The organism is Flavobacterium limnophilum (assembly GCF_027111315.2).
In the GTDB taxonomy this organism is placed as follows: domain Bacteria; phylum Bacteroidota; class Bacteroidia; order Flavobacteriales; family Flavobacteriaceae; genus Flavobacterium; species Flavobacterium limnophilum.
This window is the reverse complement of sequence record NZ_CP114289.2, coordinates 1,639,584-1,660,032: the sequence shown is the minus strand read 5'-3', so window position 1 is coordinate 1,660,032 and position 20,449 is coordinate 1,639,584. Positions and strand designations below refer to the sequence as shown.

General features: G+C 33.6%; 14 protein-coding genes and 1 pseudogene. 8 read left to right on the top strand and 7 right to left on the bottom strand.

Annotated elements, in window-relative coordinates:
• Positions 1-32: 32 nt before the first annotated feature.
• The 4 genes from OZP13_RS06885 to OZP13_RS06870 all read left to right on the top strand — a co-directional run bounded on the left by OZP13_RS06885 (position 33) and on the right by OZP13_RS06870 (position 5,162).
• Positions 33-2,099, top strand: coding sequence for a protein-disulfide reductase DsbD family protein (locus OZP13_RS06885; protein WP_281299122.1), 2,067 nt, complete (start codon positions 33-35; stop codon positions 2,097-2,099).
• A 2-nt stretch (positions 2,100-2,101) separates the two neighbouring features.
• Entirely contained in the window at positions 2,102-3,115 is a 1,014-nt protein-coding gene (locus tag OZP13_RS06880) for a TlpA family protein disulfide reductase (RefSeq protein WP_281299121.1), read from the top strand.
• An 85-nt stretch (positions 3,116-3,200) separates the two neighbouring features.
• On the top strand, positions 3,201-4,736 hold the full coding sequence (locus tag OZP13_RS06875) for an aminotransferase class V-fold PLP-dependent enzyme (RefSeq protein WP_281299120.1): 1,536 nt from the start codon (positions 3,201-3,203) through the stop codon (positions 4,734-4,736).
• 303 nt (positions 4,737-5,039) lie between these two features.
• A complete protein-coding gene (locus OZP13_RS06870; protein WP_269243108.1) occupies positions 5,040-5,162 on the top strand; it encodes a hypothetical protein in 123 nt (40 codons plus the stop codon).
• Between the two features lie 276 nt (positions 5,163-5,438).
• Here the strand turns inward: OZP13_RS06870 and OZP13_RS06865 are convergent, their stop codons facing one another.
• The 4 genes from OZP13_RS06865 to OZP13_RS06850 all read right to left on the bottom strand — a co-directional run bounded on the left by OZP13_RS06865 (position 5,439) and on the right by OZP13_RS06850 (position 9,143).
• Entirely contained in the window at positions 5,439-5,810 is a 372-nt protein-coding gene (locus OZP13_RS06865) for a DUF1801 domain-containing protein (protein WP_269243107.1), read from the bottom strand.
• Between the two features lie 9 nt (positions 5,811-5,819).
• The gene (locus tag OZP13_RS06860) at positions 5,820-6,191 is read right to left on the bottom strand and encodes an RDD family protein (RefSeq protein WP_281299119.1); all 372 of its coding nucleotides are present in this window, start codon (positions 6,189-6,191) and stop codon (positions 5,820-5,822) included.
• A 255-nt stretch (positions 6,192-6,446) separates the two neighbouring features.
• Entirely contained in the window at positions 6,447-7,148 is a 702-nt protein-coding gene (locus OZP13_RS06855) for an SIMPL domain-containing protein (RefSeq protein WP_269243105.1), read from the bottom strand.
• A 114-nt stretch (positions 7,149-7,262) separates the two neighbouring features.
• Positions 7,263-9,143 carry an NHL repeat-containing protein gene (locus OZP13_RS06850; RefSeq protein WP_269243104.1) on the bottom strand — a complete coding sequence of 627 codons (1,881 nt, stop codon included), beginning with the start codon at positions 9,141-9,143 and terminating at the stop codon, positions 7,263-7,265.
• Positions 9,144-9,830: 687 nt separating this feature from the next.
• Between OZP13_RS06850 and rpsA the strand changes: the two genes are divergently transcribed.
• From rpsA to OZP13_RS06830, 4 genes are all read left to right on the top strand, one after another.
• Entirely contained in the window at positions 9,831-11,612 is a 1,782-nt protein-coding gene (gene rpsA / locus OZP13_RS06845; RefSeq protein ID WP_281299118.1) for a 30S ribosomal protein S1, read from the top strand.
• Between the two features lie 130 nt (positions 11,613-11,742).
• Complete coding sequence (locus OZP13_RS06840) at positions 11,743-15,699, top strand: DUF7619 domain-containing protein (protein WP_281299117.1); 3,957 nt, start codon at positions 11,743-11,745, stop codon at positions 15,697-15,699.
• A gap of 130 nt (positions 15,700-15,829) precedes the next feature.
• On the top strand, positions 15,830-16,060 hold the full coding sequence (locus OZP13_RS06835) for an addiction module protein (RefSeq protein WP_269243102.1): 231 nt from the start codon (positions 15,830-15,832) through the stop codon (positions 16,058-16,060).
• Positions 16,060-16,359 (top strand): type II toxin-antitoxin system RelE/ParE family toxin, encoded by a 300-nt coding sequence (locus tag OZP13_RS06830; protein WP_269243101.1) that lies wholly within the window; start codon positions 16,060-16,062, stop codon positions 16,357-16,359. The genes OZP13_RS06835 and OZP13_RS06830 overlap by 1 nt, the downstream gene beginning before the upstream one ends.
• A 153-nt stretch (positions 16,360-16,512) precedes the next feature.
• Here the strand turns inward: OZP13_RS06830 and OZP13_RS06825 are convergent, their stop codons facing one another.
• The 3 genes and pseudogenes from OZP13_RS06825 to OZP13_RS06815 all read right to left on the bottom strand — a co-directional run bounded on the left by OZP13_RS06825 (position 16,513) and on the right by OZP13_RS06815 (position 20,327).
• Positions 16,513-17,040, bottom strand: coding sequence for an ExbD/TolR family protein (locus OZP13_RS06825; protein ID WP_281299116.1), 528 nt, complete (start codon positions 17,038-17,040; stop codon positions 16,513-16,515).
• A gap of 252 nt (positions 17,041-17,292) precedes the next feature.
• Entirely contained in the window at positions 17,293-19,713 is a 2,421-nt protein-coding gene (gene pheT, locus OZP13_RS06820; RefSeq protein ID WP_281299115.1) for a phenylalanine--tRNA ligase subunit beta, read from the bottom strand.
• Between the two features lie 85 nt (positions 19,714-19,798).
• A pseudogene (locus tag OZP13_RS06815) lies at positions 19,799-20,327 on the bottom strand (MepB family protein).
• Positions 20,328-20,449 lie beyond the last annotated feature (122 nt).

The window sequence follows — 20,449 nt, the reverse complement described above, 5'->3', positions numbered from 1 at the left end:
TTAATTTATTGATCCCTATAAAACATAATCTAATGAAGAAAATATTACTACTCTTGGCATTTATTTTAAGTGCTACTAGTTTTTCACAAATACATAAGCCCGTGAAATGGGCGACTTCAGTTGTGCCGGTTTCAGGTACCACCTACGAATTAGTAATGCAGGCCACCATTGAGGCCAACTGGCATTTGTACTCTCAGAATGTTCCGGATAATGGTCCTATACCAACCGCTTTTACGTTTTCTAAAAATGCAAATTTTGAATTGGTAGGGAAAGTAACAGAAGAAAAAGGACAGACCGTTACCGATCCTGTATTTAACATGAAGATTACTTTTTTTGAGAACAAAGCCGTTTTTAAACAGCGTATAAATCTACTTTCTAAAAAAGCTTTTAAAGTATCAGGCGAAGTTGAGTTTATGGCTTGTAATGATGCCAATTGTTTGCCTCCATCGTATGTAGATCTTGCTTTTGAGATTCCTGAAACGAAACTAGCGATTGCTGAGAAAACAATTGAAGCGGAAAAAGTAGTGGCTCCGATTGATGAAAACGCAATTGTAAGCGATACGATTATAAACGAAGAACTTAGTGCCGCTACAATTGGAAAAACAGCGGTTAAAGATACTACCATAGACAAATCCAGTGGGAGCAAAAACAAAAAATCGTCCGATAGAAGTTTGTTGTCTCTATTCATTATCGCTTTCCTTTCTGGATTTGCAGCCTTATTAACGCCTTGCGTGTTCCCCATGATTCCCATGACGGTGAGTTTCTTTACCAAGCAAAGTAAAAACAAGGCAACTGGAATCAAAAATGCAATTATATATGGATTATCCATTGTCATTATTTATGTACTCTTGGGTTCCTTAGTGAGCACCGTTTTTGGAGCCGATGCTTTGAATGCGCTTTCTACCAATGTCTGGTTTAACATTATTTTCTTCTTGCTTTTAGTTGTTTTTGCCGTTTCTTTTTTGGGGGCTTTCGAAATTATGCTTCCTAACTCATGGGCAAACAAAGTAGACACAAAAGCCGATAAAGGAGGGCTAATAGGAATTTTCTTTATGGCTTTGGCCTTGGCTATCGTATCTTTTTCTTGTACCGGACCTATTGTAGGCACTCTATTGGTACAAGCGGCTGCATCCGGAAATCAGGTAGGTCCCATAATTGGGATGCTTGGCTTTTCTTTGGCCTTAGCCATACCATTTGCATTATTTGCAGCCTTTCCGGGATGGCTAAATTCATTACCCAAATCAGGTGGATGGTTGAATACGGTAAAAGTAGTATTAGGATTTTTAGAATTGGCTTTAGCATTTAAATTTTTATCGAATGCGGATTTAGTATTGCAATTGCACTTGATAGAACGCGAAGTATTCTTGGCGATATGGATCGCTATTTTTGGAACTTTGGCTTTTTACCTTTTTGGTAAAATTCAATTGCCACACGATTCTCCGCTGACATCCATCTCGGTAGGAAGACTAAGTTTGGGTTTATTGACACTAAGCTTTACCATTTATATGATTCCAGGTTTATGGGGAGCGCCATTAAATTTGATTAGTGCTTTTCCGCCAGCCCAGCATTATAGTGAATCGCCTTATGGCGTTGGCTCTTCACAAGGGGGTGGAGCGGCAATGGTGAGTACTATTCCAGAAGGCGCCCATTTAATGGCTCCACATAATATTGTGGCATTTACTGATTATGATTTAGGGATGGCTTACGCCAAAAAAGTAAACAAGCCAGTTATGCTAGATTTTACGGGCTATGCTTGTGTCAACTGCAGAAAAATGGAGCAGCAAGTTTGGCCAAAAGAACAAATTTTAGCTATCCTTAAAAACGATGTAGTACTAATATCTTTGTATGTAGATGATAAAAGAGCGCTTCCTGAAGGAGCCGAAATAGCATCTAAGCTTAGACCGGGAAAGAAATTAAAATATGTGGGACAAAAATGGAGTGAGTTTCAAACCCTAAAATACAAAGCAAACGCACAGCCATTTTATGTATTAACAGATCATGAAGGTGAAAATTTAATTGATCCCGTAGGTTATACTCCAGATGTCGAAGAATACCACAACTGGCTGCAAACAGGAGTAGCTAAATTTAATAAAAAGTAGAAATGAAGAAATTATTTTACCTATTTAGTATCGCATTTGTAGCGACAGCATTCACTGTAGTGACGTTAAAAGACCATGTAGTCATTTCCGGGAAAATCACGAATCCTAATTCTGATTTTATAATAATACAGTCTAGGTCCTTTTCGAAAAAAATTCAGATCCAACAAGATGGTACTTTTTCAGACAGCTTAAAAGTGGCAGCGGGTTATTATCAGTTATCCGATGGCACGGAATCATTGGATCTTTATTTAAAAAATGGTTTTGAATTAGATCTTGTTCTAGACACCAAGGAGTTTGATGCCAGCCTTGTTTTTAAAGGAATAGGAGCTGAGCCCAATAATTATTTGGCATCAAAAAATCTTTTATTGAACACTTTTTTTGCAGAGGATTCCATATTTGTACTAGATAAGGTTAATTTTGATAAAAAAGTGAATGAAGGAAGTCAAATCCTGAGGTCTTCTTTAGCTGGGACAAAAAAACTAGATCCTATTTTTATCGAAAACGAGAAAAAAGAGGTGAATGAAATCGTAAGTTATTATTCAGATAGTTATACGGATAGTCATTTTATAAAAACAGTTTTGGTCAAAGGCGCCAAGTCTCCAAAATTTAGTGCTTATGAAAACTATAGTGGAGGCAAAACGTCTTTAGAAGATTTAAAAGGAAAGTATGTATATATTGATGTGTGGGCTACTTGGTGCGGTCCATGTAAAGGGGAGATTCCCTTTTTGAAGGAAATAGAAAAAAGCTATCATTCAAAAAACATCGCATTTGTGAGCATTTCAGTGGATGAATTAAAAGATCATGAAAAATGGAAGCAAATCGTGAAAGAGAAAGAATTATCAGGAGTACAGTTGTTTTCTGATGCGAACTGGTCTTCGCAATTTGTTAAAGACTATCGAATAAACGGTATTCCAAGGTTTATTTTAGTCGATCCACTGGGCAATATCGTTACGGCAGATGCACCAAGACCTTCATCCAAAGAGCTGAAAGTTTTATTGGATGAATTAGTAAAATAGATAAAAAAATAAGTTTGTATAGGATACACTTTGGTTTAAAAACAAGGGTGTTTGTCTTTAAAATGTTTAATTTAACGTGTTTATTATGAGTTTTTTACCTGATTTATCTCTTGAAGGTGTTGCTCCGCTTAGCAAAGAAAAACAAAAGGAAGGTTCTGAATTAGAACAGTATTTTCAACAATTCCGGGAAAACATTGTAGGTATTGGTCAAAAGTTTGAATCACCTTACGGTGAAAAAGAAATTATTTACGCTGACTGGACGGCAAGCGGACGATTATATCGGCCCATTGAGAATAAATTGCTGAATGAAATTGGTCCCTTTGTTGCCAATACCCATACAGAAACGGCAATAACAGGTTCCGTGATGACAATGGCTTATCATGATGCCAGAGAAATAATCAAAAAGCATGTAAATGCCAGTTCAGAGGATATTTTGATCACCGAAGGCTCTGGCATGACAGGAGTCGTTAACAAATTACAGCGTATTTTAGGATTTAAAATTTCGGAGAATTTAAAAGAATTTACCAATTTTCCAGATGAATTGCGACCGATTGTTTTTATTACCCACATGGAACACCATTCGAATCAAACTTCTTGGTTAGAAACCATTGCCGATGTTGCAATAATTCCTTGCCAGCCATCGGGACTAATTTGTTTGAATAGTTTTGAGCAACTTTTGATCCAGTATAAAAATAGGCCTATAAAAATAGCATCGGTGACGGCCTGCTCAAATGTAACGGGAATACGAACCGATTATCATAAAATTGCCAGTATCATCCATCAGCATAGAGGTCTTTGTTTTGTTGATTTTGCGTGCTCGGCACCTTATGTATCCATTGATATGCATCCGAAAGACAGTGATTCTTATCTAGATGCTATTTTCTTTTCGCCACATAAATTTTTGGGAGGTCCAGGGACTTCAGGGGTTTTAATTTTTAATAAAAAATTATACAAAAACATAGTACCTGATAATCCTGGCGGCGGAACGGTGAGCTATACCAATCCGTGGGGCGATCATGATTATGTAGATGATATTGAAACCCGCGAAGATGGAGGGACACCAGGGTTTTTACAGACTATTAAAATAGCTCTTTCAATCCAATTGAAAGAAAAGATGGGGGTGAAAAACATTCTGGATCGCGAACACGAAATAAGCAAAATAATTTTCGAAAGGCTTTCTGAAATTCCAAACCTAAATATTTTGGCTGCAGAGCATACGGATAGACTTGGTGTTTTTTCTTTTTTTATAACGGGCGCGCACTTTAATTTGATTGTAAAATTATTAAATGATCGCTTTGGAGTCCAATCACGTGGCGGTTGTTCATGTGCAGGGACTTATGGGCATTTTTTGTTAAATGTGGATCAAGTAACTTCCAAAAGCATCGAAAATAAAATATTGGAGGGTTGCATAGTAGAAAGACCAGGATGGATTCGCATGTCTATTCATCCCACCATGACTGACGTCGAAATTAATTTTATATGCAATGCCGTGAGCGAAGTAGCCAAAAACTATAAAAAGTGGGGAGCGGATTATCAATACGATGTCGTTAAAAATGAATACGTTCATCACTGTAATGCTATGGTAGAAAAAAAAATAATAGAAAATTGGTTTAGTCTATAAGAAGAAACCCAATGTCCAACCCAATAGAAAAAGCATAATGCCTGATAGTTGGCTCTAGACCCGCAGGCCCAATGTGATTAAGATCCGTATATATTATATTGCATCTTTCAGATGTTTAAGCGGTAATATTAAAAATGCGACAGCTTTTTTACTAAAAAGTATCGAGAACCACACTCTTGTAGGCTTCTCGATACTTTTTTTAATAGTAAAGCTGTCGCTTTACTATTAAAAAACACTCGAAGCGACGGTAAAAAAACTTAACTTAATAATATTGGGTACAAGTCGGGAGACTTCGCCAGCAGGGTGAGAGATTGGCACGGTATCTGGTTGGCTTTTGCTTCTTATGCCTTGGTAATCGCTATCGCTTTTGCCGTTTTGTTCAAACACGAACACAAACCTGAAGAAGTGGCAAAAGTGAGTCATTAAGAGATTATTTTATACCTTAAAACCCGTCAGGTTTCAAAAATCTATCGGGTTTTTTATTGCGGTAAATTGTAATGGGGCACTTTTTAGGGGTACCACAACCTAGGCTTTGAGTGGGCTTTGACCAGGCTTTGCCATATGTTGTTTTCGAATATGGAATGCTGGGTAGCGGCAGGGAGACTTGTTTCAATAAGCAATATACACAATGAAATAATTTGCAGAAAAGTCTAATGTTGGTGCACAGTTTACTTTGTCGGTTCGCTATCGCTTGTGTCGGGTTTATTTTTTTATTTTTATGATGCCAATCCTGTATAAGTCGAGTGCTTTTTGCAGAATAGTTTCAATCGTTTTTAAAGGTAAATCTTCGTTGGGATTCACTCTTAAAATCTTCATTCGGGAACGGTCACCTTTTTCTAATTTTGGGTGATCCAGGTGGTTTCCTTCGACCATTAAAATATATGGTTCGTTTGTTTTTTTGTCTGTCCACAAATAGCAAAACATTTTTTTGTTATAGCAAAAACAAGGCATTCCGTATTTTTGTGTCTCCATAATATTGGTGTCTTGATTCAAAATAATGTTGCGCAAGGACAGCAAACAACTTTTGTTTGGTTCTTCCTTGTTTAGATAAAAGTTGTGAAATTCATTAATCATAAACTTTTACTATTGAAGATGATAGCAATCCACGGTATTGGTGTAAATCATTACTACCGAAAGTAATTTCTCTTTGAAAGAAAGTTTTGTTTCATTTCGCTTGGCAAATCGCATGTTCAGAACTGCCATTCCAATTGTTTTCCCAAAAGCAAAAATGGTCAGGAATCGATACACAATGAATATCACAAAGACATAAAAAAACATGGCACTCAACGGGTTTGGGAATTCTATTAGATTCGATAGTTTTGGATAATAATGAAAAAGAGTAGTTTGAATAACAAGAACTAAAATGGCATCGATAATTCCAGCGCCATTTTTTCTTAAAACGTCAGATTTTTTCAGGTTGTAATTATTGTTTTCAAATTCTTTAAATTCAGTCATTTTTTATTATTTACGTTTATTGGTTAAGGTTGTAGCTGCATATTGTAGTGGGTACGAAGTCGGGAGACTTCGCAGCAGCCCGTAGTTTTTAAGAACGTTTTTTTAAAGAACACTTCGAGCAGCCTTCGTACAGCAGGTGAGGCTTGCTCTCGATTATGGGCACGGATTGCAAATCCGCGCTATCGGGGGTTTTAGTTACATATCCCAGCGTGATGCTCGCGGCAGCCCGGAACTTCGTACAGCGGTTTACCTTTTTTATTCAAGTTTAAATTTCACGTTAACAATGCTTTCCATTTTAATTTTTTGAAATTCAATGTCAATAGGTTTATATTCTTGTTTACTTTTTCTGCCATATCCTACAACTACAATTTCCTGCAAACTTCCACCGTCATCACTATTTCTTACGTTTGTTAAGTCAGAAATAAATATGGCATTGCCCACTTTTTGTTTCAAAGGTTTAGTCATAAATTCTGCTTGAATTTTTGCTTTTGCAATTGCATTTGATTTTAATATGAGTTTTATTTTTTCATATTCAGTATTTTCAGTTTTGGCTACACGGATATTTGAAATTTCAATTGTTTCAAGTTCAGCAATTATGTTTCCTGCCATTTTTGCATTTTCAACAACTAAATTATATGATTTTGATTTCATAACATCTGTTTCTTTGATGAAGTATTTTTTGAAATTACTTGCCAAATCATTCAAACTTAAATTTTGGTTTGTATTAATTCCCAAACCTTTTAATTTCTGCTCCATTAAATTTTCTAATTCTTCAATCGAATATTTGTCTTTTGTGTCTTTTTCAGAAATTACAATGTTCAGATGAATTCTATTGGGTAATACCAAAGTATCGGCAATTGCAGAAGTTTCGATATAAGGTAAATCAATGAAGTTTTTTGTTTGCGAATACGTTTTTGCTGAAATAATAATTAAAAATAATAAAGTTAATTTTTTCATTTTCTTTTTTTTTTGGTTTTCTGGGGTTTGGGTGACTTTTCTTGTGAAAGCATCCACACGAAAGGATTCGTGCGGAATCTGGTGGGGGATATTTGTGATTTGAACTTTGTTAATTTATCGATTATCTCTTTGGTTAAGTTTTATTATTTGGTGGTTATATTTGTCAAATACAAAAATATTGTTTTCAAATGCTTCAATATTTAGAGTATTATAATATTCACTAAATTCTACTTGCTTATTTGTACCAAGGGTTGACTCATCTATATATATATCTGAGTATTTTTCGTTAGAAATTTTGATAATTCGTGTTCTGTTTTTGTCTGTAACATATAGATTTCCAAAATCGTCGATGGTTATGTGTTCAGGTTCATCAAGTGCAATATTATTGCTTGGAATGATTATTTCTATTTTTTTATTACTATCAATTTTTACAATTCTGTGATTATAGGAGTCGCATACATATAAATTGTTTTTTTTGTCAATAGCGAGTCCTTCAGGCATTTTAAGATTTATGTCGCGTGGAGTAATATATTCTAGTACATTGCCTATGGGGTCTATTTTTAAAATAGTATTTTTTTCGCTATCAGAAAGAAAAATATTGTTTTCGGAATCGCAAACCATATCACAAGGTCGTTTCCAATTTAACTTCCTTTTTATTGGGTCAATAAAAGTTACTGCTTTTCCAGTTGAATCTATTTTTTTTATTTTTGAATCGTTATTATATCCGTCTAGAATGTACAAATTTCCAAGGTTGTCTATTGTTATTGATTGTGGGTAGGAAAATTTACAATTTGTACTTTCACCATCTTTATCCCCGTAATTACCGCTACCAGAAAATATACTTACAATGCCCTCTTTAGAAATTTTGCGAACTAAATTATTTCCTTTTTCAATAATAAAAAGATTGCCAGTTTTGTCAAAAATACCGTCATATGGAATATCATATGTTGCCTTATTGATGTCTCCATTTCTGCAAAATCCGTTTTCTTCTCCAATTTGAACAATGTTCAAATTTTTATCTATAATGTTTATAAAATTTAGAGAAGGGATAATAATGTCATCATTTTTGTCGATTATCATTTTAACCTTAAAATAATAATTTTCGGAAAGTATTTTTTTGTCACTAAATGTGTTGATTATTTTCCCGTTTTTATCAGCAACATAGAATTTTTTCTTATTACTATCGAAAACTATTAATTCGCCTTTACTATTGAATTTTATGGAAGTAGGCCAATAAATATTTCCTCTTGGTATAAATTCAGAAACAATGCCATCAGAACTCATTTTTTTTACTTTCCCATTAGCTTGATCTGAAATAAAAATCTCACCGTTTTTGCTTATTGCAATATCTGATATTTGATGGAAAAGAGCCTCTTTTGAAGTTCCGATTTTATCTCCAGATTCAGTGCTACCTGCTATTGTAGTGACAAATCCCTTAGAAATTTTTCGTATTCTATTTTGCTCCACAACAAATATATTATCGTTATCGTCTATCGCTAAGGAAGTTATGAATTTGAAGGTGGCGAATTCAATTTTTCCATCAAATGCTCCGTAAAAACCTGGTGAGTGCTTTTCTCCTGCAAATATTGTGACATTTCCCTCTGGGTCAATTTTTTTAATTTGGATATTATCAGCTATGGTATAGATATTGTTTTTGCTGTCAATTATTAGGCCGTTAGGATTACTTAAAGAGGCTTCTAAAAGTTTACCATCATAATTATCGTGTTTCCCGTTTCCAACAAAGGTTGTTATTTTGTTATCCTGGATTTGTCTTATTAAATTGTTATCTGTATCTGCGACAAATATTTTATCACCTGATTGGACAATACTACTTGGTCTTTTGAAATAAGTATCTTCTGTAGCTTTTATTCCAGAATAAGTGCTGATTTGTGTAATTTTTTTATTGTCTTTGCTGGTGGTTTTTGTTGAGGAACAGCTAATGATGGTTAGGAATAATATTGAAAGTATAATTTTTTTTAAAATAGGTTTTTTCATATTATAGGGGTTGATTAATGGATTTTTTCAAAATTTTGTGGTTTAAAAACAGACTTTATTTTGCTTGGGTGTCAATCGGATGGCAAAAAGAGGAGACTCTTTTGTAAAAAAATAGTTTTGGTTCGAACTAGGACCTTTATGGAAATATTTTTTAATAAAAATTTCATTAATTATAACAAAATAAAATGTTTTTTAAACTGAAATCGTGTTACATTTTTATAAAATTTTTGTTTAATTTCGAATCAAATATAGATTTTTTTTCTTACAAATAATATTAAAAATCATAATTTTTTTATATTAATAGTTTGATTTTATAGGATGAATTTGTTTTGAAACCTTAAAGGTTATAAATAGCCCCGATTGCAGAGGAAATCCTTTTTTTTTTTTTCTTTAAAAAAGAAAAAGATTACTTCACATAATTCATATTTCAATTGGAGTTCAGTGAACTTCGTTTGCAGCGAAAAACGGGTGCAGAGCCCATAAAAACCCCAAAAAGTCTTGCTCCTTAAAATCAATCGATTATCTCTCGACAAATATTTTGCAGATAAATAAAAAAGAATTACTTTTGCACACCTTTTGGTGAATAGGAGTTTCCTTTAGGTATCAACAAAATATACAAACAACTTCTGTTGTTTTCTAGCACGTTATGAAACTCGAGAGAATGCAGAATACAAATTTTTAATCAGCATGTCTGAAATTTTAAAATCACAAGAAGAGTTTTTAGCAAATTTTAACTGGCACAACTTCGAAGAAGGTATTGATGCAGTAGACGAGAAAAACTTACAAGAATTCGAAGACCTAGTTTCAAAAACTTTTATCGCGACAGATCAAGAAGAAGTAGTAGAAGGTATCGTTGTTAGAATTACTGATAGAGACGTTATCGTTGATATCAACGCAAAATCGGAAGGTGTTATTTCATTGAACGAATTCCGTTACAATCCAGCATTAAAAGTAGGTGACAAAGTAGAAGTATTGATTGACATCCGTGAGGATAAAACAGGTCAACTAGTATTGTCTCACAGAAAAGCACGTACTATCAAATCATGGGATAGAGTTATTTCGGCTAACGAAACAGGAGAAATCGTTAATGGTTTTGTAAAATGCAGAACTAAAGGTGGTATGATCGTGGACGTTTTCGGAATTGAAGCTTTCCTTCCAGGTTCTCAAATTGATGTTAAACCAATTAGAGACTACGATGTATATGTAAACAAAATGATGGAATTCAAAGTGGTAAAAATCAACCACGAATTCAAAAATGTTGTTGTATCTCACAAAGCGCTTATTGAAGCGGATATTGAAGTACAGAAAAAAGAAATCATCGGAAAATTACAAAAAGGACAAGTATTAGAAGGTGTTGTTAAAAACATTACTTCTTACGGTGTGTTTATTGACCTTGGTGGTGTTGATGGATTGATCCACATTACTGACCTTTCTTGGTCAAGAATCAACCACCCATCTGAAGTTCTTGAATTAGACCAAGTTCTTAACGTGGTAATCCTTGATTTTGATGACGAGAAAACAAGAATCCAATTAGGATTGAAACAATTGAACGCTCACCCTTGGGATGCTCTTGACGCTAAATTGGCTATTGGAGACAAAGTAAAAGGTAAAGTAGTCGTGATCGCTGATTACGGTGCATTTATCGAAGTGGCTGAAGGTGTTGAAGGTTTGATCCACGTTTCTGAAATGTCATGGTCAACTCATTTACGTTCTGCCCAGGATTTCGTAAAAGTTGGTGATGTTGTTGAAGCTGTTATCCTTACTTTGGATAGAGATGACCGTAAAATGTCATTAGGTATCAAACAATTGACTCAAGATCCTTGGACTGACATTACTTCTAAATACCCAGTAGGTTCTAAACATACAGGTATCGTTAGAAACTTTACAAACTTTGGAATTTTCGTAGAATTAGAAGAAGGAATCGACGGATTGATTTATATCTCTGACCTTTCTTGGACCAAGAAAATCAAACACCCATCTGAATTTGTAAATGTTGGTGAAAAATTGGACGTAGTTGTATTGGAATTGGATGTTGATGGACGTAAATTATCTTTAGGTCACAAACAAACTACTGCCAATCCTTGGGATCAATACGAAGATTCATTTGCTGTTGGAACTATCCACTCAGGTGAAATCTCCGAGATTGTTGACAAAGGAGCTACTGTAGAATTTGGTGATGATATCGTTGCTTTCATTCCTACACGTCACCTTGAAAAAGAAGACGGAAAGAAATTGAAAAAAGGCGAAACAGCTGATTTCAAAGTAATCGAATTCAACAAAGAATTCAAAAGAGTAGTTGCTTCCCACACTGCCATCTTCCGTGAAGAAGAGGAGAAAAACGTGAAAGCAGTGACTGAAAACACTTCATCTAGCTCATCTACAAATGCACCAGCTGCAACTTTAGGTGACAACAATGACATCCTTGCAGGTCTTAAAGCCCAAATGGAAAAAAACGAAAAAAAGAAATAATCTTTTAATCGTTTGAATATAGAAAGTCCCGCAATTTGCGGGACTTTTTTATGGACCATTTTTAATTTTAACAAGAAAAATAAAACTAAGTACATTCAAAAGGTTATATTTGTTTTACTAAATATTTCTTATGAAAAAATTCTACTTTTTGTTTTTGACTTTTTGTTTTTTTAATGGTTTGAGTGCGCAGATTATTGATTTTCCTGATGCGAAATTTAAGGAAAAGTTAGTTGCTGCCAGTTCTAGCAATACAACTGCAAAAGATTTAGCGGGGAATTATTTTAAAATAGATATAAATATTAACGGAGAAATTGAACAATCAGAAGCATTAAATGTTTCTACTTTAGACGTTAGCAATTGTTTGATTTCCTCAATGGAAGGGATAAAAAGTTTTAAAAATATTGTAACACTTAATTGTGGACAAAATAACATTTCATCTTTGGATGTAAGTAATTTAAGCAATCTTATTAACCTAGATTGTAGTTTTAACCATTTAGAAACATTGAATCTATTGGGAGTTTTAGTTATTGAAAATCTAGTTTGTAATAACAATAACTTGTCCTCCTTAAATTTGTCAAGTAACCGCTTAATCGATCAAATAATATGTAATAATAATTTGCTCACAAATTTGGATGTAAGAGGTTTGGATTGGATTTCTGAAATAAATTGTAATTCAAACAAAATCACTTCATTATATATTAATAACAATTCTACGGATACTATTTCTTTTAGTGATAATCCTAATTTGGCCTTAATTTGTCTTGATACTAGTGAAAAAGATGACATTGAGGTCTTAATTAACTTATATGGTTATATCAATTGCGTGGTTAGTACCAATTGTTCCCTGAATAATAATAATGTTTTTTTTCCAGATGCTAATTTTAAAGCAAAATTATTAAAAGCAGATATTACAAATAATATTGCACAAGATGCAAATGGAATTTCAATTAAAATTGATACTAATGGTAATTCAGAAATTGAATTAAGTGAAGCTCTGTTGGTAGGAACTCTTTCAATATCTAATTCTGATATTTATGACTTAAAAGGAATTAATTCTTTTGAAAATTTGAAAAAGTTAGATTGTAGCGGTAATAAATTAGTCAAATTAGAATTAAATGCGCTCAATAATCTAATTGATTTAGATTTTAGCTTTAATAAAATAGAAGAAATTACACTAATGGACGTAAATAATCTCGAAAATATTAAAGGGAATAACAATGAAATTTCTGATTTAGAAATTCCTGGACTTACTAAGTTAAAATCTATAGAGTTAAGCTTTAATAAGTTAGTGGTTTTGATGTTCAATGAGGTTAATAACTTGCAAGTATTAAAATGTAATAATAATTTTTTGCAACAGATTAATTTTGATACCCTCAAGGATATCAATACTTTAGAGTTAAACTTTAATCAGTTTGACACCTTAGATTTAATAGCAAATGCAAATCTTACAAATTTGGAATGTGGTTCAAATTCATTATTGACTTTAGATTTATCAACTTTAAACAAGTTGCAAAAATTAAAGTGTAACAATAATTTGTTGATAAGCTTATACTTAAAGAATGGCATAAATGAAACTACTTTAGATTTTAGTGGCAATCCTAACTTGACCTACATTTGTACTGATGCCTCTCAAGTATCACAAATTTCAACCCTTACTACTTTATATGGAAATTCCAAAAGTACTATTTACACAGATTGTGCCCCTAATGACATAGTTACCATAGCAGATCCTGTTTTTAAATCCAAACTATTAAAAGCTAATCCAAGTTTATCTGGCGATGACAACGATTATATTGTGGCAGAAGACAAGGATGGAAATTTTATTGAAATTGATATAAATAGAAATGATGAAATCGAAGTTAGTGAAGCTTTAATGGTATATAAATTAAATTTAATTGATGATAAAATTCAATCTTTAGAAGGGATAAAAAGCTTCAAAAATCTTGTTCGTTTATGGAGTCACTATAACTACATTACAAAGCTAGATTTAAGCGGGTTGAGCTTTTTGGAAGAAGTAGATTGTTCTTATAATAAAATTACTGATTTGAATTTATCTGGATTGGTTCAACTTCAAAAATTAAGTTGTAGGTGGAATGAACTTGATATATTGGATGTGACTGGTTCCAAAAATCTTACGTACTTGGATTGTCAGGGAGATCAAATACAAGATTTAAAATTTAATGGACTCAAAGATTTAGTGCATTTAGATTGTAGAGGTGTTGGTCAATCTTTTAAATGCGGAACTTTTTTAATTTTAGATTTAGAAGAGTATCCAAATCTTACTTATTTAGATTGTGGTTATAGGAGTGTTGGAGAATTAAAATTGAATAGTTTGTCAAAATTAGAATATTTATATTGTGACCACAATGCATTAGATAATCTGGATTTTGATCTGCTCACTAACTTGAAAGTTTTTAATTGTGACTACAATGGATTTTACGATTTAGCTATTTTGGAAATGAAAAATTTACAAAGTTTGAGTTGCCAAAGAAATAAACTTACAAGTTTAGATGCGAGTAATTTACAGTTTTTGACAGATTTAAATTGTGATTCCAATTCTTTAAATTATTTATTAATAAAAAACGGAAAAGGGATCAAAAATCTGAGTTTTGATTATAATTATGATCTAGCTTATATATGCACTGATGAGTCTGAAATTGAAAAGGTTGTAAAGCTTCCAAGGAAGAGTTTTAGTATTAACGTAAATTCCTATTGCACATTTACTCCTGGCGGAACTTACTACTCCATTGAAGGTAAAAGCACTGTTGATTCTGATGCAAATGGTTGTGATCCTTTAGATATAGCCATGCCAAATCTTAAATTTAATATCGTAAACGGAGTTAATAAAGGAGAAATCATTTCTGACGCTAGTGCTAATTATGCTATTACTCTTGGAGCAGGTACTTATTCAATCACTCCAAAACTTGAAAATCCAAGCTATTTTAATATTTCTCCATCCTCTATAGATGTAACTTTTCCATTAGAAGAAAGTCCACGTAATCAAAATTTTTGCATATCTCCAAATGGTATTCATAGAGATTTAGAAATAAACATATTGCCTGTAGATGCTGCAAGACCTGGTTTTGACGCTTCTTATAAAATAGTTTATAAAAATAAAGGAAACATTACGCAATCAGGAGCAGTAAATCTAACTTTTGATGATGCTGTTTTAGATATAGTCATGGCAAATCCAGTTGTAACTACTCAAAAAGTAAATAATCTATCCTGGAATTTTACAAATCTTAAACCATTTGAAAGTAAAGAAATAACTTTTACGATTAAAGTAAACGCACCAACTGCAACACCAGCAGTAAACAATGGAGATGTTTTGGCTTATACAGCAGGTATAACTTCTACCGCTGCAGACGAAACCCCATTAGACAATACATTTGCATTAAATCAAACAGTTGTTGGATCTTATGATCCTAATGATAAAACTTGTTTGGAGGGAAGTAGTATTACTCCAAACTTGATAGGCGAGTATGTACATTACATGATTCGTTTTGAAAATAACGGAACTTATGCTGCCCAAAATATTGTAGTTAAAGATATGATTGATTTGTCCAAATTTGATATTTCGACTTTAATTCCAACAAGTTCGAGCCATTCTTTTGTAACCAATATTTCAAATGGTAATAAAGTAGAATTCATTTTCGAAAATATCAATCTTCCTTTTGATGATGCGACTAATGATGGTTATATTGCTTTCAAAATTAAAACTTTGCCTACGCTTAAAGTGGGTGATACCTTTACCAATGATGCCAGTATTTATTTTGACTACAATTTTCCTGTTGTAACAAAACCAGCCAGTTCCACTTTTAAAACCTTGGCAACCAAAGATTTTGAGTTTTCCAATTACTTCACTTTATATCCAAATCCTGCAAAAGAAGTTTTGAATATAACTGCAAAAGAAGCTATCGAAGTGAAATCTATTAGTATTTACAACACTTTAGGACAGTTGGTTTTGGTAATTCCCAATGCCGAGAAGGTTTCTAAAATTGATGTTTCTAGTTTAAGAACAGGAAATTATTTTGTTAAAATTAATTCAGACAAAGGGAGTTCGAATGTTAAGTTCATTAAAGAATAAGTTTTTAAAAAATCAGAGAAAAAATAATTCTTAGATTTTTTTGAATATAGAAATCCTCACAGCAATGTGGGGATTTTTTTATGGTATCAACAAAGCTTTTTTTTTGTAATTTTGTTGAAAATCAAATGCAATGAAAGCTATAAAACAAATTATTGATGTTGAAAATCATACGTTTAGTGTAGTGCTTCCAAAAGATTTTACAGCAAAAAGAGTAGAAGTAATTATTCTGCCTTCCAGTCCAGAAGATGACATTCCGCAATGGCAGCAAGAGGAATCAGAACGCCGTTACAATGAGTATTTGCAAAATCCTGAAATCGCTATTTTGAATGAGGATTTTATGAAGAAATTGGATGTTTTGTAATGAAATACGAGATTGTATATCTGCCTTTGGTTTTTGAGGATATCAAGGAGACAAATGATTTCTATAATTCAAGGGTAAAAGGACTTGGGAAAGAGTTTGTAATTGCCGTAAAAAAGGAGTTTAAGGCTATTTTGAAAAATCCATTACTTTTTGAGATTAAATATAAAAATACCAGAATTGCGTTTACAAAGCGTTTTCCTTTTGGAATTCATTTTGAAATACAAGAAAATTCAAATCGTATTGTGGTTAAAGGTGTGTATCATACATCAAGAAATTCAGAACTATGGTATAGTAGATAATATATTAAGTCCCGAGCAATTGGGACTTTTTTTATGAGATAAGTTACTGCGAGCGCAAGTTAGTGGAATGAAGAAATCTTTATATTTTTTGAAGAAATATCATAAAGTATTTGCGATCTTGTCAGTATTATCATCCTAAATAGTTATGGAAGGTTATTTTACAGCTAATAATTTTCTTTCTTCAGGTGTATAATTATTAACAATTGCATAAGTTTGTATGTTTGCAATTGCCATTTCATCAAGAATATCAACCAAGTTTTTGTAGTTGCATTTTTTGCTTGGTTTTATAATTACAATTGGCCCTCTATAAGTTCTTCCATATTTTGCAGAATATTCCTGAACAGCCTTGTTTTTGTTGAATAATTCTTTGCGAATTCCATCTTTACCATAAACTACTTCTTTGGGACTTTCTAAAGGATATGCTAAAAGACCACTGTAAACAATCATTTTATCATCTTTATCAAGTAAAATAGTTATAGTGCGAGTTTCAGTACCAGTACCGCAACCAAATGAACCGCAACTAATACGATTATCAGGTAATCCTAATGACATTGCTTGTGGTTTAGATAATTCCTTTGTTACCATAAAAAAAATAATCAATAGAAAAGACACACTAACCATTGCGGTTAAATCTACTTTTGTACCTAATTTTTTACTCCTTACTTTTTTATTAATTTCCATATTTTTAAGGTTTAATGAATGAACGAGTAATTTGTAATTCTGACTTATATAAATGTAGTAAAAATTTTATATTGGATTAAAGATTAATGAAGAAAATTTTTTTCATACTAAATTAGGAATTCAATTCCTAATTAGTCAAAAAAAAGACGCTATATTTTTAAAAAGCAAAATGCCAATCCTAAAATCAGGATTGGCATTTTGCTTTAATTTATTTTCTTAAATGACCTTAAATGTATCTTATAGGATTCAAAATTACCTCAAACTGGCTCCCAATTCGGTTTCCAAGCTTTTTTGCAATTTGCCCATAATTTTGTCGATTTGAACATCGGTCAAGGTTTTGGTATTGTCTTGGATGGTGAAGCTTACCGCATAGGATTTCTTGCCTTCGGGAAGGTTTTTTCCTTGGTACACATCGAATAAACTGATGTCTTTCAACAATGATTTCTCTGTTTGTCGCGCTAATTTATAGATGGCGTCGAAAGAAACGCTGTCGTCCAACAACAAAGACAAATCTCTGCGAACTTCAGGATATTTTGGGATTTCGACGTACTTGATTTTGTTGGAAAGCAGTTTTAAAACCAAAGCCCAATTAAAATCGGCAAACAATACTTCCTGCTTGATGTCAAAATGTTTTAAAATAGATTTTTTTACTACACCAAATTCTACAAGAGTGTCATTTCCAAATCCGATGGCAATTCCTTCTGAAAACACATCGGAAGTTACAGGTATATTTTGTGTTTTTTGAATTCCTAATCGTTCCAAAACAGCATTGACATAGCCTTTGAATAAAAAGAAATCGGTTGGTTTTTGGGCGTTAGTCCAACTTTCTTGATTTCGGTTTCCGGTGATAAACATCGTTAAATGTTTACGTTCTTCATAACCGGACAGTAATTTATGGTAGGTTTTTCCAAATTCGAACAATTTCAAATCTGCATTTCTACGGTTGATGTTATACGAAATTGCTTCCAATCCTGAGAACAACAATGATTGACGCATTGCAGCCAAATCGTTGCTCAATGGGTTCAGCATCATCACATTGTGTTCCTCTTTCAACATTTCCGACAATTGAACATAAGAAGAAGTGGTCAATGAATTGGCCATCATTTCGTGGAATCCTTGTGAATTCAATTGGTTGGCAATGACGTTTTGCACTTTATAATCTTCGGTTCTTGGGGAATTGGAAACCGTGGCATTCAATTTGTCCGAAAATTTGATGTTGTTGTAACCGTACACTCGAAGAATTTCCTCGATAACGTCAATTTCTCTTTGCACATCCACGCGATAAGCAGGAATTGTCAATCCCAATCCGGCGTCAGAAACGCTGTTTATCTTGATTTCCAAAGATGCCAAGATATTTTTGATGATTTCTTTTGGCAATTCTTGACCAATAATTCTCTTAACATTGTCGAAATTTAATACTACCGGAAAGTCTTCGATTTTCTTTGGATAAATATCCACGATATCGGAGGTGATTTCACCGCCGGCTACTTCTTGAATCAACAAGGCGGCACGTTTCAAAGCATATTCGGTGATGGTTGGATCGATTCCTCTTTCAAATCGGAAGGAAGCATCGGTATTTAATTGGTGTCTTTTGGCACTTTTTCGAATGCTCACGGGATTGAAATAGGCACTTTCCAAGAAAATGGAAGTGGTCGTTTCAGAAACTCCCGAATTTTTTCCGCCAAAAACTCCCGCAATACACAAAGGTCCTTTTTCGTCACAAATCATCAAATCTTCTTCGTGCAAACTTCTTTCCACATCGTCAAGCGTGGTAAATTTGGTTCCCGAAGGAAGTGTTTTTACGATTATTTTACCGTTTATTTTGGATGCGTCAAAGGCGTGAAGTGGTTGACCCAATTCGTGCAAAACGTAATTGGTGACATCCACGATATTGTTTTTTGGATTTAATCCAATGGATTTCAATCGGTTTTGTAGCCATTCTGGAGAAGGTTTTACGGTTATTCCAGAAATGGTGACACCGCAATATCTAGGAGCTAGAAGTGGTTTTTCGACACTGACATCAATTTTTAATGTTCTTTTGTCGACTCTAAAATTACTCACGGAAGGCGAAATCAGTTCCACTTTTACACCCGTTTGCAACAATCCGGCTCTTAAATCTCGGGCGGTTCCAAAATGGCTCATCGCATCGGCACGATTTGGGGTGAGTCCAATTTCGAAAACTTCGTCATTTTCAATTTTGAAAACAGTGGCGGCAGTTGTTCCAGCAATAATTGCATCATCTAAAACCATAATTCCGTCGTGACTTTCGCCAAGACCCAATTCGTCTTCGGCGCAAATCATTCCGTGGCTTTCTTGTCCGCGGATTTTTCCTTTTTTAATTTGAAAGGCAACACCTTCCTTGTCGTATAATGTGGTTCCAATAGTGGCAACAGGCACTTTTTGACCTGCGGCGACATTGGCAGCACCACAAACAATTTGAACAGGAACACCATCGCCTAAGTCAACGGTGGTTACTTTTAATCTATCGGCATCAGGATGCGGAACACAAGTAAGGACGTGGCCTACAACAATGCCTTCGAGTCCTCCTTTTACCGATTGATATTTTTCGACTACTTCTACTTCCAGACCCAAATCCGTCAATAATGCCGCAGTTTCATCGGATTTCCAGTCTATTTTTATGAATTGTTTTAACCAGTTGTATGATATTTTCATTTGAGAATTTTAATAAGATTGCAAATATAAGGATTGCAGTTTGGAGACGAAACAATTTATTTGGTTTTTTGAATAGAATTCACCTCTACATGCTGGATTGTTCATTGTTAGCTTCCAATAATTTCTTGGCTAAACCAATATCGGTTGAATCGTCCGTCTTGATGGTCAAGAAATAGTCTAGTTGCCAGTTTTGGGTTTTCTCGGCTTGTTTGCTCCCTGGCTTGTCCCAAGGCGGATAAACCCGAATACCCCGTTTTCCCGTTTTGTGTTATAATGCCTTTGTTAGCCAAAATACCTTTCGTAAAAATAAATTGTCCAAGGTTTTCGCCACTTCTTGCAGTAATGATGATGAAATCTATTTCGTCATTGATATCAAATGGTTCTGTAACTCGATCTTGGTTTCTTTTCCAAATTGTCACAAACTGGCCGTTTTTTGTGGGTGTAATTTTGGAAGCACGATGTTGAATTTTTTTGCCGTCAAGTTCGAAAGAACAAGCTCCATATTCGATGCTTTCAGTATTCCATTTTAGGTTTTTGAAATCAAAATTACATTGGTCATAAACCAATTCTTTTGCTGTTTTCAAGTCGTCGTGAAAGGAATTTAGGCTTTTCATAATTTGAACTTTTCTGAAAAATTAATCAACACAGAATTTATTTAGAGCCGAACAAAATTTTACACAGATTGCACAAATTGACACAAATTCAATGATTAATGGGTATTTAATTTTTCAAACAA